Source organism: Brevundimonas sp. EU05-FHT14B07, from assembly GCF_058790795.1.
This window is the reverse complement of the sequence record NZ_JBYTCZ010000005.1, coordinates 171,272-184,139: the sequence shown is the minus strand read 5'-3', so window position 1 is coordinate 184,139 and position 12,868 is coordinate 171,272. Positions and strand designations below refer to the sequence as shown.

The 12,868-nt window shown below is 65.6% G+C and carries 14 protein-coding genes and 1 tRNA gene; 5 read left to right on the top strand and 10 right to left on the bottom strand.

Annotation, left to right across the window (positions count from 1 at the left end; genetic code table 11):
- Positions 1–2 precede the first annotated feature (2 nt).
- Positions 3–1,124, bottom strand: a complete 1,122-nt coding sequence (locus tag AC3WRC_RS13255; protein WP_017504614.1) for a flagellar basal body P-ring protein FlgI — start codon at positions 1,122–1,124, stop codon at positions 3–5.
- A gap of 183 nt (positions 1,125–1,307) precedes the next feature.
- Here AC3WRC_RS13255 and AC3WRC_RS13250 point away from each other — a divergent pair, with 183 nt between their 5' ends.
- From AC3WRC_RS13250 to gltX, 3 genes are all read left to right on the top strand, one after another.
- Positions 1,308–1,733: a flagellar assembly protein FliX gene (locus AC3WRC_RS13250; protein WP_055754769.1), complete on the top strand. Its 426-nt coding sequence runs from the start codon at positions 1,308–1,310 to the stop codon at positions 1,731–1,733.
- Between the two features lie 179 nt (positions 1,734–1,912).
- Entirely contained in the window at positions 1,913–2,347 is a 435-nt protein-coding gene (gene dksA, locus AC3WRC_RS13245) for an RNA polymerase-binding protein DksA (RefSeq protein WP_492304148.1), read from the top strand.
- 76 nt (positions 2,348–2,423) lie between these two features.
- A complete protein-coding gene (gene gltX / locus AC3WRC_RS13240; protein WP_492304147.1) occupies positions 2,424–3,758 on the top strand; it encodes a glutamate--tRNA ligase in 1,335 nt (444 codons plus the stop codon).
- Positions 3,759–3,773: 15 nt separating this feature from the next.
- Here gltX and AC3WRC_RS13235 read toward each other — a convergent pair whose 3' ends face one another.
- Together AC3WRC_RS13235 and AC3WRC_RS13230 are read right to left on the bottom strand one after the other, a co-directional pair.
- Positions 3,774–4,067 (bottom strand): DUF8200 family protein, encoded by a 294-nt coding sequence (locus AC3WRC_RS13235; RefSeq protein ID WP_492304146.1) that lies wholly within the window; start codon positions 4,065–4,067, stop codon positions 3,774–3,776.
- A gap of 105 nt (positions 4,068–4,172) precedes the next feature.
- A complete protein-coding gene (locus tag AC3WRC_RS13230) occupies positions 4,173–4,778 on the bottom strand; it encodes an LOG family protein (protein ID WP_039246470.1) in 606 nt (201 codons plus the stop codon).
- 111 nt (positions 4,779–4,889) lie between these two features.
- Here AC3WRC_RS13230 and AC3WRC_RS13225 point away from each other — a divergent pair, with 111 nt between their 5' ends.
- Positions 4,890–5,612, top strand: coding sequence for a hypothetical protein (locus AC3WRC_RS13225; RefSeq protein ID WP_492304145.1), 723 nt, complete (start codon positions 4,890–4,892; stop codon positions 5,610–5,612).
- A 115-nt stretch (positions 5,613–5,727) separates the two neighbouring features.
- Here the strand turns inward: AC3WRC_RS13225 and mnhG are convergent, their stop codons facing one another.
- From mnhG to AC3WRC_RS13190, 7 genes are all read right to left on the bottom strand, one after another.
- Positions 5,728–6,069, bottom strand: coding sequence for a monovalent cation/H(+) antiporter subunit G (gene mnhG, locus AC3WRC_RS13220; RefSeq protein WP_284878017.1), 342 nt, complete (start codon positions 6,067–6,069; stop codon positions 5,728–5,730).
- Entirely contained in the window at positions 6,066–6,347 is a 282-nt protein-coding gene (locus AC3WRC_RS13215; RefSeq protein WP_492304144.1) for a K+/H+ antiporter subunit F, read from the bottom strand. Before AC3WRC_RS13215 ends, mnhG begins: the two co-directional genes overlap by 4 nt.
- Positions 6,344–6,820: a Na+/H+ antiporter subunit E gene (locus tag AC3WRC_RS13210; protein WP_492304143.1), complete on the bottom strand. Its 477-nt coding sequence runs from the start codon at positions 6,818–6,820 to the stop codon at positions 6,344–6,346. Before AC3WRC_RS13210 ends, AC3WRC_RS13215 begins: the two co-directional genes overlap by 4 nt.
- 8 nt (positions 6,821–6,828) lie before the next feature.
- Positions 6,829–8,424: a monovalent cation/H+ antiporter subunit D gene (locus tag AC3WRC_RS13205; protein WP_492304142.1), complete on the bottom strand. Its 1,596-nt coding sequence runs from the start codon at positions 8,422–8,424 to the stop codon at positions 6,829–6,831.
- A complete protein-coding gene (locus tag AC3WRC_RS13200; RefSeq protein ID WP_492304141.1) occupies positions 8,421–8,765 on the bottom strand; it encodes a Na+/H+ antiporter subunit C in 345 nt (114 codons plus the stop codon). The genes AC3WRC_RS13205 and AC3WRC_RS13200 overlap by 4 nt, the downstream gene beginning before the upstream one ends.
- Positions 8,762–11,680 (bottom strand): monovalent cation/H+ antiporter subunit A, encoded by a 2,919-nt coding sequence (locus AC3WRC_RS13195; protein WP_492304140.1) that lies wholly within the window; start codon positions 11,678–11,680, stop codon positions 8,762–8,764. The genes AC3WRC_RS13200 and AC3WRC_RS13195 overlap by 4 nt, the downstream gene beginning before the upstream one ends.
- Positions 11,681–11,899: 219 nt before the next feature.
- A tRNA-Asn gene (locus AC3WRC_RS13190) sits at positions 11,900–11,974 on the bottom strand.
- A 65-nt stretch (positions 11,975–12,039) separates the two neighbouring features.
- Between AC3WRC_RS13190 and AC3WRC_RS13185 the strand changes: the two genes are divergently transcribed.
- Positions 12,040–12,852: a TrmH family RNA methyltransferase gene (locus tag AC3WRC_RS13185; protein ID WP_492304197.1), complete on the top strand. Its 813-nt coding sequence runs from the start codon at positions 12,040–12,042 to the stop codon at positions 12,850–12,852.
- Positions 12,853–12,868 lie beyond the last annotated feature (16 nt).

Genomic DNA, 12,868 nt, shown 5'->3' with positions numbered 1-12,868 from the left:
GCTCACATCACCTCGATGTCGGCCTGCAGGGCGCCGGCGGCCTTGATGGCCTGCAGGATGCTGATCATGTCGCGCGGGCTGACGCCCAGGGCATTCAGGCCGTTGACCAGGGTGGACAGGTTGGCGCCGCCGCCGACCAGCCGCATCTGGGTGCCCAGATCCTCTTCGACGTTCACCTGGGTCGAGGGGACGACGGCGGTCTGGCCCCGGCTGAAGGGCGCCGGCTGACTGACCTGCGGCTGTTCGTCCACCGATATGGTCAGGTTGCCTTGGGCGATGGCGACGCGAGAGATGCGCACGGCGTCCCCCATGACGATGACGCCGTTGACCTCGTCGATGATGACCTTGGCGGGCGTATCGACGCTGACGGCCAGGTTCTCGATCCGGCTGATGAAGCCCGCCATGCCAAGTTCGCCGGGCGCGCGCAGGGACACGACCGTGCCGTTCTCGGCCAGGGCCGACCCTGGATAGGCGGCGTTGACGACGGCGGCTACGCGCTGGGCGGTGGTGAAGTCGGGGTTGCGCAGATTCAGGCGCACCTCGTTCATATTGGCCATCTGGAAGCCGGTCTCGCGCTCGACCAGCGCGCCCGAGGCGATGCGACCGGCGGTCGGCACGCCGCGCGTCACCGACGACCCCGACCCGCCCGACGCCGAGACGGCCCCGGTCTGGACCGAGCCCTGCGCCACCGCATAGACCTGACCGTCCGCGCCTTGCAGGCTGGTGACGACCAGCGAACCGCCCAGCAAGCTCTTGGCGTCGCACATGGAGGCTACCGACACGTCGATGCGCGAGCCGGGCGTGGCGAAGGCCGGCAGGTCGGCCGTGACCATGACGGCGGCCATATTCTTGGTGTTGGCGTTGGCGCCGCGGATATTGACGCCCAGCCGCTCGGTCATGCCTTCCAGCGACTGGCGGGTGAAGGGGCAGTTACGTAGGGAGTCGCCCGTCCCGTTCAGACCCATGACCATGCCGTAGCCGACCAACTGGTTGCCGCGCACGCCCTCGACGGCGGCGATATCCTTGATACGCGACTGCGACTGGGCCAACGCCGAGGTCGCCCCGCCGGCGACGACGAGCGTCGCGGCGACGGAGGCGATCAGGCGGGCAAGCAGATTTTGCATCGGTCAGGCGTCCACGCAACGTTACGCCGTCATCAGTGCGAGGATCGTGCCGGAGAATTAACGACGTGAATTCAATGTCGGTCAGCCTTTGACGGTCAGAGAAGCGGCAGGATTTGCCGGGGCGTTAACCAAACAGTCATCGCCGCCGGTCATCCATGGTTTCATGACGCGGAGCACCTGCACATGAAGGTTGTCGGCCCCAACGGCGTCAGCACGCCTGCCAGCACACGTCCGACGCGATCCGCCAGCGGCTTTTCGCTGGGGCAGGCTGCAGCGCCGTCCGCGCCCGCTGCAACGACCGCCAGCGCAGCAACAGGTGGGGTCTCCGACGTCTCGGCCCTGATGGCCCTTCAAGGGGTCGAGGGGCCGCTGGAGAAGCGACGCCGTGCGATCCGGCGCGGCAGCGGTCTTCTGGATCGCCTTGACGAAATCAAGCTGGCTCTGCTGAACGGCGACGCCGACGAGGGGGCCTTGGATCGACTGGCGCGGAGCCTGCGCGAGGAGCGCGCCGCCGACGACGACAAGGACTTGGGCGCCCTGCTGGATCAGATCGACCTGCGCGCCTCAGTCGAACTGGCGAAGGCGGAAATGCGCCGCAACCGCCCCTGATACGAAATAATCGTCTGACATCAGGCGGCTAAGCTTTGGCAGTGAGTGACTTTTGCCACTGTCAGGCGGTTAGTCGCCCTATTTTCATCACGGAATCGAGAACCGCGTTGCCGCGACTCGACGGGCTGATTATACGGCCATCTACGCCACAGGGGGGCGTGTTAGAGAGCGTGAGATCGATGAGCGCCTTGGCGTCCGTTGTGTCCGACGAAACCGGCCCGTATCGGCCGTCTGACGGCGAGCCGTTCATGAACGAACGGCAGCAAGCCTATTTCAAGAAGAAGCTGCTGGCCTGGAAGGATGAGATCCTTCGCGAGTCCAAGGGCACGGTCGTCAATCTGAAGGCCGAAACCGAAAACCACCCCGATCTGGTGGACCGGGCGTCTTCGGAATCCGATCGCGCGCTGGAGTTGCGCACCCGCGACCGCCAACGCAAGTTGATCTCCAAGATCGACGACGCGCTGCGCCGGATCGAGGACGGCTCCTACGGCTACTGCGAGGACACGGGCGAACCCATCAGTCTGGGTCGTCTGGAAGCCCGTCCGACAGCGACCCTGTCGGTCGAAGCCCAGGAACGCCACGAACGCCGCGAACGCGTTCACCGCGACGACTGAGGTTTAAGCCGTCCGCGCCTTGACTTCGCCGGGTTGCGGGGCGACCTAGCCGCCTCGCTTTCGAGGTCGTCTATCCATGTCCGTCAAGGTTCGTTTCGCCCCGTCGCCCACGGGTAAGCTGCACGTCGGCAATGTCCGTACCGCTTTGGTGAATTGGATGTTCGCCAAGGGGCAGGGTGGATCGTTCGTTCTGCGCATCGACGACACCGACCTGGCGCGCTCCACGCCCGAGTTCGAACAGGGGATCGAAGACGACCTGACCTGGCTGGGGATGCCGTGGGACGAGCGTTACAACCAGTCCAAGCGGTTCGATCGCTACGAAGAAGCGGCCACCAGGCTGAAGGCGTCGGGGCGGCTTTATCCCGCCTATGAGACCGCTGACGAGCTGGACCGTCGGCGCAAGGTCCAACTGTCGCGCGGCCTGCCGCCGATCTATGACCGCGCGGCGCTGGAACTGACCGAAGAGCAGAAGGCCGCTTACGAAGCCGAAGGGCGCCGCCCCCATTGGCGCTTCAAGCTGGATGGCAAGCGCGTCGCCTGGGAAGACCTGGCGCGCGGTCATGCGGAGGTGGACACCGCCTCGATGTCGGACCCGGTGCTGATCCGTGAGGACGGCCTGTTCCTCTATACCCTGCCGTCGGTGGTCGACGACATCGACATGGCCATCACGCACATCATCCGGGGCGAGGATCACGTCACCAACACCGGCGCGCAGATCGAAATCTTCGAAGCGCTGGGCGCGACGGTTCCGGGGTTCGCCCACATGCCGTTGCTGGTCGGCGCCGACGGCGCTGCCTTGTCCAAGCGTCTCGGATCGCTGTCGATCAGCGACATGCGCGACCAAGGCTATGAGCCGATCGCAATCACCAGCCACCTCGGCCGAATCGGGACATCCGATCCGCTGGAAGTCGGCGCCTCGGTCGAGGCCTTGGGTCAGAGCTTCGCCTTCTCCAAGATGGGCCGTTCGCCGGCACGTTACGATACGGCGGATCTGGACCGGCTAAACGCCCAGGCGCTGCACGTCATGGACTATGCAACAGCGCAGCCGCGTCTTCAGGCTCTCGGCGCCGATCTGGGCGAAGCCTTCTGGAATACGGTGCGGGGCAATCTGACAAAGTTCGCCGACGTTGCGGACATGGCGCAGGTCGTCCGTGGTCCGATCCAACCTGTTATCGAAGATGCCACCTTCATCGAAACGGCGCTGCGTCTGCTGCCGGAAGTGATCGACGAGAACGCCTGGTCGGCGTGGACCTCGGCCGTCAAGGCCGAGACGGGCGCGAAGGGCAAGGCGCTGTTCATGCCGTTGCGTCTGGCGCTGACGGGGCAGCAGCACGGGCCGGACATGGCGGCCATGGCGCCGCTGATCGGTCGCGAAACCATCCAGCGGCGGCTGAGAGGCGCGGCGGCCTAAGCCGCCTCACGCATTCTAGGCGTTGCAGACAGCCAGTTCGTCTGCGCTCAGGGCGACACCCTTGTAGGAGAAGGCGGTCACGGGACCGAACTTCTGAACCACGCGGCGGCAGGCGCGCGTCGCGGGCTGTTCCGTGCCACCTGCGGCGGTGCAGGTCGCGCCTTCGCAGGACCAACGAGCGCCGTCGATGATGGTGGCGCGTGCGGGCGCCTTGGCGGCGTCGGCCAGCGTCAGGCTGGTGGCGGCAGGGGCTTGGGCGATCGCAGGGGCGGCGGCGAACAGGGCGGCGGCGATCAGCAGAGCGCGCATCGAAAACTCTCCGAAATGAAGAACGGCGTCATGCCGCTGCGCTCCCATGTCAGTTTTCGATAAAAACTGTCAAGACGCGCGCAGCGGATTATGAGCGATGATCACTTATCGATGATCATGTTTCAATTGCGGCGCATCGCCGCCGGCCTGAACCTGCGCCATCGCCTCTTCGACGGTTTCGGCGACTGTCCAGGCATCCAGGAACGACGGCGGCGTCATTCCTTCTGCGACGCTGTGCTTCATCAGGTCGAAGAAGCCGTTCCAGAAGCCGTTCAGGTTCAGGAAGACGACTGGCTTGTGGTGCAGGTCCAGCCGCTTCCAGGACAGCAGCTCCACGACCTCTTCCAGGGTGCCGATGCCGCCGGGCGCCACGACGAAGGCGTCGGATTGATCGTACATCAATTGCTTGCGCTCGTGCATCGAGGTGACGACGACGGTCTCGACCTCGTCGAACAGGCGTTCGCGGCTGCGCAGGAAGGCCGGCATGATTCCGACGACCCGGCCGCCCGCCTCGTGCGCGCCACGCGCGGAGGCCCCCATCAGGCCAACGCCGCCGCCGCCATAGACCAGCCGCCAGCCGGCCTCGGCCGCCGCCTTGCCGAACGCGTAGGCCGCCTCGGTATAGGAAGGGTCGGCGGTCTCGGAGGCGCCGCAGAACAGGCAGACGGAAGAGCCGTCGAACGGCAGGAACGAAACGGGGGGCAGGGACATGGAGCCTCGAAGAAAACGAATAGGCGGCCTGGCCATGGCCAAACCGACGGCGCTCAAGCTAACACAGGCTCGAGCCGCTGGGTCGCCAGTCCTATATCGTAGAGGCGCAGGATGAAACGTCAGATGATGGTCGCGTGTGTCGCGGTCCTGGCTGCCGCAGCCTGTTCCGATCAGCAGGGCGGCGTGGCGGGGCCGACGGGGGCCGACGAGGCCTCGCCTTGGGTCCGCCCGCCTCAGATCGATGGTGTGACGCGCGACGGCGGCGTCCTGGTGCTGCGCGGCGGGGCGGGGCCCAATGCGCGCGTCGTGCTGCGTGCGCCGGATACTGCGGCCGTGGCGACGACGGCGGACGGCGCGGGGCGGTTCGAACTGCGACTGCCGCCTTTGAGCGGCGATGTGCGCTTCACGCCTGAGGTGCAGGTGGGCGAGGACGCCGCCGTCTCGCCCGAGACCCTGGTGGTGATCCAGGGCGGGGCCGGTCCCGTCGCCCTGATTGCAGCAGGCCAGCCGACTGTCCGGCTCGATGGCGGCGAGGGGTTGGATGCGGTGGATTCGGACGGTGCGACGCTGATGGCGTCAGGCCGTACGAATGGGGCGGCTCCCTCGGTCAATATCAACGGCGCAGATATGGCGCCGATGGCGATCGGACGCGGCCGCTGGCGAGCCGTCATCGGACAGTCGGGTCCGGCGACGATCACGGTGAACGGAAAGAGCTTCGACTATCCGGGCGCGGGGGCGACTGCGGGCTTCGTCGTCGAGCGGGCGGGGGCGGGTTGGCGGATCACTTGGCCTGTCGAGCCATCTGGGCGTCAGACGACCTGGCTGCCGGACTGAAGGCGCTTAACGATCTGGAAACCATTTCGGTTAATGAATGGGTTGTCCTCAGGGACACCATCACCGAACCTGCTTGCAGCCCGGCGCCCCCGCCGGGCTTCTTTTTCCCGGACGATCAGCCCTTCCTCGGCGTGTCTCCGACCCCCTCGGTACGATCGCGGAACAGGGCGGCGCGGGCGAGCAGGATCAGGGTGACCGGCGTCGTCACCGTCAGGAACAGACCGATCAGGATTTCGCGCGGCATGAAACGCCGCTCGACGGTCGTGAACCAGACGATCGACGCCAGCAGGACCAGGGCCATGCCCAGCGTGGCCCCGAGCGTCGGGGCGTGGACGCGCTCATAGAAGGTCTTCAGCCGAACCAGCCCAACCGCGCCCAGTAGCGAAAGGGCTGAGCCGATGACGGCCAGGGCGACGACGATGATCGCGGCCCATGCGGGAACGTCAGCTTGGGTCATTCAATCACCTCGCCACGCATCAGGAACTTGGCCAGGGCCACGGTGGCTGCGAAGCCCAACATGCCGATCACCAGCGCGGCCTCGAAATAGAGCTGGCTGTTGGTGCGGATGCCGAACACCACCACCAGCAGCATGCCGTTCAAATAGAGGGTGTCCATGCCCAGAACGCGATCCTGGGCGCGCGGACCGTGAATGATCCGCCATGCCGACAGGCCCATGGCGCAGATCAGCATCAGCTGGGCCAGACCCAGGCCCCAGGTCAGCACCGCCGCCGTCATTCGAAAATCTCCATCAGCCGGCGCTCGTAGCGATCCTTGATCAGCCGCACCCAGGTCTCTTCATCCACGAGATCCAGCACGTGCAGCAGCAGACGGCCGGTTGCGGACTCGTACTCGACCCACAAGGTGCCGGGCGTCGAGGTGATGATGATGGCCAAGACCGCCAGGCCATATCGGTCGCGCAGGTCCAGCGGAATATGGATGAAGCCGGATGTGCGCTCATGCCGTCGCCGCCCCAGAATGATGTGCGACACCGCCCAGTTGGAGCGCACGATGTCGCCGACGACGTCGATGGCGAGGCGCATTATAGCTATCGGCGCCTTTACCCGCACGCGATCCACGCCCAGCGCCAACATGACGATCGGCGCCAGCAGGGCCAGCAGCACCGCGAGCGCCAGAGACGGCGGCGCCACCGAGGCGCTGAGCAGGATCGAGGCGACGAACAGGCCTAGTGAAAGGATGGGGTAGGGCAAGACGCGTCTCATCGACCGCCCCCGCCCAGCACCGCGTGGATATAGCATTGCGGGTCAGCCAGCCAGGCCGCCGTGTGGTCGGTGTAGATCAGGGCGGAGCCAGCGAAGATGGCCAGGAACACGCAGGCGCCAAGCAGGGCTGCGACCGCCGTCAGCTCGGCCGCACCCACCACGAAAGCCGGCGCATCTTCGTCGCGTGTCCAGATAGCGCCGACGCCCAGGCGCGTCAGGCCGATCAAGGCGCCGAGGCTGGACACGGAAAGTACGGCGACCAGTGTCCAGGCCGCCGCATCGCCAACGCCGACCAAGGCGCTGATCATAGAAAGTTTCCCGACGAAGCCGGCCAAAGGCGGCAGGCCGGCAACCATCAGGGTGCAGATCAGAAAGGCCCCGCCCAGGGCCGCGACAGCCGCCGGGATGACCAGGCCCGGCTCGTTGCGCTCTTCGTCGTCGAACGGATCACGATATTCGTCATCGAAAACAGCGCGCGCCTCGCCGACATCGGCCTCACGTCCACGCTGGAGGATCTCGGCCAGCAGAAACAGGGCTGCGCAGGCCAGGGTGGAGCCAATCAGATAAAAGAGCGCGCCGCTGAGGGTCGCCGCATCGCCGACGCCCAGGCTGGCCAGAATGGTGCCGGAGGAAATCATCACACCGAACCCGGCGGCGCGCGACAGATCGCGAGAGGCGATCAGGCCGAACGTGCCGAACGCTATGGTCGCCAGTCCGCCGACAAACAGCCAGGTCAGGCCAAATCCGGCGGAGGCGCCCGCGTCGGCGCCGAACAGCAGCAGACTGAGGCGGATGACCACGTAGACCCCGACCTTGGACAGGATGGCGAAGACCGCCGCCGCCGGCGCGCTGGCTGCCGAATAGGTCGGGGTCAGCCAGAAGCCCATGGGCCACATGGCGCACTTGATCAGGAAGGCCGTGCCCAGCACCGCCGCGCCGATATGAAACAGTCCCAGGTCATCCACTGAGATGGTCGCAACCCGCGTTGCAACATCCGCCATGTTCAGCGTGCCGATCACCCCGTAGATCAGGCTGACGCCGATCAGGAACAGCAAGGACGCGGTCAGATTGACGGCGATATAGATCACGCCTGCCCGCACACGCGCCTCGCCCGACCCATGCAGGGCCAGTCCGTACGAGGCGGCGAGCATGATCTCGAAAAAGACGAACAGGTTGAACAGGTCGCCGGTCAGCAGGGCGCCGTTCACCCCCATGATGAGAAGCAGGAACAGGGCGTGGAAGCGCGGCCCCGCCCGGTCCCATCGCGCCAGGGCGAAGATCAGGGCGCATCCGCCCAAAACGCTGGTCAGCGCGACCATCATCGTCGACAGCCGGTCGGCCACCAGGACGATGCCGTAGGGCGCAGCCCACGATCCGAGACGATAGACGCGAGCAGTATCCCCGCCGCCCACGGCGCCGTTTGTGCTTTCGTGCAGCAGAACCAAGGCCATGATCAGAATGGCGGCCATAGCGCTCAAGCTGAGCGCCGCCTTCAGCGTTCGGCGACGCTCGTCCAGCAGCAGCATGGCTGAGGCGATGATCATCGGCAGGACGATGGGGCCGATGATCAGATGTGCGTTCCAGTCGATCATGCGTCCGGCTCCTTGCCGTCGACATGGTCGCTGCCGGTGATGCCGCGCGCGGCCAAGATGACGACCAGGAACAGCGCCGTCAGGGCGAAGCTGATGACGATCGCGGTCAGGACCAGCGCCTGCGGCGTCGGGTCGGTGTAGCGCGCCGGGTCGGAGACCTCGCCCGCCAGAACGGGCGGCGCGCCCGACCTCAGCCGTCCCATGGCGAAGATGAAGATGTTGACCGCATAGGACAGCAGCGACAGCCCCATGATCACCTGGAAGGTGCGCGGGCGCAGCAGCAGCCAGACACCCGAGGCCGACAGCACGCCGATGGCGAGGGCGAGAACCATCTCCATCATGACGGCTCTCCTTCTTCGGCGTCTCTTTGCTTGGGCTTGCGCAGCGACTGGTGCGCCAGGGCGACAAGGGTCAGGACCGTGGCGCCCACGACCAGAACGACCACGCCCAAGTCGAACAGCACGGCGCTGGCCAAGGGCACGCGGCCCAGGATCGGCAGGTCGGCATACTGGAACCAGGAGGTCAGGAAGGGATAACCGAACAGCCACGATCCGATCCCGCTGATGGCGGCGATCACCAGGCCCGCGCCGATCCAGAAGATGGGCCGGATGGCCAGCCGCTCTTCGACCCACCGGGCGCCCGAGGCCATATATTGCAGGATGAAGGCGATCGACAGGGCCACGCCCGCCGCAAAACCGCCGCCCGGCAGGTCGTGCCCGCGCAGGAACAGGTGAACGGCGAGCAGGATGATGAAGGGGAAGATCCAGCGCATGACAACGCGGGGGATCAGCATGGTTTCCTTCAGCGTGTCGCCCTCCGATCGCGTCTCGTGATCGCGGTCTGAGGCGTCCTGCACGCTCTGCTGGCTGGGATTGGACAGGGTGTCGTCGGCGGGACGGAAGCGGCGCAGCAGGGCGAAGATCGTCAGACCGACAATGCCCAGAACCGTGATCTCTCCAAAGGTGTCGAAGGCGCGGAAGTCGACCAGGATGACGTTGACGATGTTGCGACCGCCCGCGTCATTGTAGGCGTGTTCGACGAAGAAGCGCGAAATCCCCTCGATCGATGGTCGCGTCATGACGGCGTAGGAAATGGCCGCCAAGGACGCGCCGACGGCGGCGGCGATGATCAGATCGATACGGCGGCGGCGGCGAGACCGCTTCTCCATGGCCTGTGGCAGGCGAATGGTCTCCAGCCGTTTCGGCAGCCAGCGCAGACCCAGCAGCAGCAGGACGGTGGTCACGACCTCGACCAGCAACTGGGTCACGGCCAGATCCGGCGCCGACAGCCAGACGAAGGACAGGCAACTGGCCAGACCTGCGCCGCCCATTAGAACGACGGCGGCAAGCCGGTGATATTTCGCCTGCCATGCCGCCGCGACTGCACAGCTGGCGCCGACCAGCCAAAGACCGGCGAAGGCCCAGTTGGACAGGGTGAATGTCGGCATGATCGGGCGGATGACCAATCCTGCGCCGATCGCCGCCAGCCCGCCCGCCAGCAGGGCGACCAAGACGATGGCCCTCAGCTGTGCCTGTTGTCGTGTGGCCCCCAACAGGCGAACCATCGCCTCCGACCCCTTGAACAGGCCGGTCATGGTTCGCTCGAACAACCAGCCGCCGTTCAGACGCTTCCAGCCCCACGGTCCGCCGCGCGGGTTGGCGTTGATGCGTTTGCCGAAGACGACATAAAGACCCACGCCGCCGGCGAGGGCGATAAGGCTCAGCACCAGCGGCAGGTTGAATCCGTGCCACAGGGCCAGACTGTAATAGGGCAGGTCAAAGCCTAGCACCGAAACGGCGGCGCTCTTCAGGAACGGCCCCACCGTTACAGCCGGGAAAATGCCGACGACCAGGCATAGGCCGACCAGCACCTCGACGGGGCGCCGCATCCAGGCGGGCGGCTCGTGCGGGATGCGATCCAGCTCTGTCGGAGGCGGGCCGAAGAAAGTCGCGTGGATAAACCGCAGTGAATACAGAACACTGAAGGCGCTGGCCAAGGTGGCCAGGGCGGGCAGCAGCATGTTTAGGCCGTGCGTATGGGCGCTGGCCACCGCCTCGGCCAAGAACATTTCCTTGGACAGGAAGCCATTCAATAGGGGCACGCCCGCCATCGCGGCTGCGGCCACCATGGCCAGGGTCGCTGTAAAAGGCATGAAGCGGAACAGACCGCTGAGCTTGCGCATATCCCGCGTGCCGGCCTCGTGGTCGATGATGCCGGCGGCCATGAAGAGCGACGCCTTGAAGGTGGCGTGGTTCACCGTGTGGAAGATGGCCGCAATACAGGCCAACGGACTGCCTAATCCCAGCAGCAGCACGATCAGGCCCAGATGGCTGATCGTCGAATAGGCCAGCAGGCCTTTGAGATCATGCTGGAAGATGGCGCACCAGGCGCCGAGCAGCAGCGTCGCCAGACCCATGCCGCCGACGATAAGATACCAGCTCTCCGACCCCGCCAGAACGGGCCAGAAGCGGATCAGCAGGAAAATGCCTGCCTTCACCATGGTCGCGGAGTGCAGATAGGCGCTGACCGGCGTCGGCGCGGCCATGGCGCGGGGCAGCCAGAAGTGGAACGGAAACTGCGCGCTCTTGGTCATCGCGCCGAGCAGCAGCAGGATCAGCGCAGGCAGATACAGGGGGCTGGTCTGGATCGCCTCTCGCGACGCCAAGACGACATCGAGGTCGTAGCTGCCGACGATCCGTCCGATCAGGATCATGCCGACCAGCAGGGCGATGCCGCCCATGGCCGTCACCGTCAGCGCCATTCGCGACCCTTCGCGCGCGGCGGGGTTCTGGTGCCAATAGCCGATCAACAGGAAGGAAAAGAGGCTGGTCAGCTCCCAGAAGACCACCAGCTGGATCAGATTGCCCGACAGCACCACGCCCTGCATCGCGCCCATGAAAGCCAGCAGAAAGGAGAAGAAGCGGGGCACCGGATCCTTCGGCGACATGTAGTAGCGGGCGTACAGCACCACCAAAGCGCCGATCCCCAGGATCAGGGCGCTGAACAGCCACGACAGTCCATCCAGTCGAAGCACCAGATTGACGCCAAGCGACGGCAGCCACGGAATTTCGTAGCGCAGCGTCTCCCCGTCCTGGAACATCGGCCATAGCGCAGCCAGACATCCCAGGCTGACCAAGGCCACGACCCAGGACAGGATGGCGGCCGAGGTGCGTGCGTGACGCGGCAAGCCGGACGCGACGATGGCGCCAAGGAACGGCAGGACCAGGATGACGACGAGAAGGAAGCTGATGGACATCGAGGCGGGGCGTCTCTCCTGGATCGTGAGGGATAGCTTTGCCAACGCTCAAGGTTGGGCAAGGTTCGCTTTGCTCTACGGACAGGGGCGGCGTGCGTCAAAGCGACACCAGAGCGCGGCACGTCCACGCCCAGCAGCTCGGTCGTCGTGCGAAAAAGTTCAGATCTTATGGAAAGTCTTCGACCTAACGCCCTGTCTAGCCTCAGTCTTTACCCCGAGTGGCTCCGCAGGTAGGATTCGAACCTACGACCAGCCGATTAACAGTCGGCTGCTCTACCACTGAGCTACTGCGGAACATCTGCTCGGGAGGCGGGCGTATAGCAGCGGCCGTTCTGATCTTGCAATGGGAAAACTAGCCAATCGAAACGATATTTATCGACGATCCCGACGACCGGCGTGTTGCGGCCTATCGCGATATCCGCGAGCGCGATCTGACGGGCCGCCAGGGGCTGTTCATCGCAGAAGGGGAGGTGGTGCTGCGTGGACTGGCGTCGACGGCGTCGCGCTGTCGGCCCCTGTCGCTGCTGCTGGCTGAAAAGCGCGTCGCGGCCTTGGGCGATGTCATCACGTCTCTGCCGCCCGCGACGCCCGTCTATGTTGCGAGCCAAACCGTGCTGGACCGGATCGCGGGATTCGAACTGCATCGGGGCATTCTGGCCTTGGGCCAAAAGCCCGAGCCGCTGTCGCTGGACAAAGTGCTGGCGGATATCGGGTCGCAGGACGTGTTCCTCGTGGCTAGCGGGATCGGCAACCACGACAATGTCGGCGGCTTGTTCAGGAACGCCGCCGCGTTCGGCGCCACGGCGGTGCTGCTTGATCCGACCTGCTGCGACCCCTTTTACCGCAAGGCGATTCGCGTTTCGGTCGGCGCGGTGCTGCGCACGCCGTTCGTCGTGGCCGGCGCGACAGACATTATCGAGGCTCTGCAGCGGGCCGGCGTCGAGGTCTTGGCGCTGACGCCTTCGGCGACCGAGCGGCTTTCGGACTACAGGCGCGCCGGACCGGTCGCTCTGATGCTGGGGTCGGAAGGGCCGGGGCTGCCCAAGGATTTGATCGACCGTTGCCGGCCGATCGGCATCGCCATGGCGGGCGGGTTCGATTCGCTGAATGTCGCGGCGACCAGTGCGGTTGCGCTTCATCACCTGACGACAACGGCGCTCACTGGAAGCTGAAAACGCGAAGGCCGCC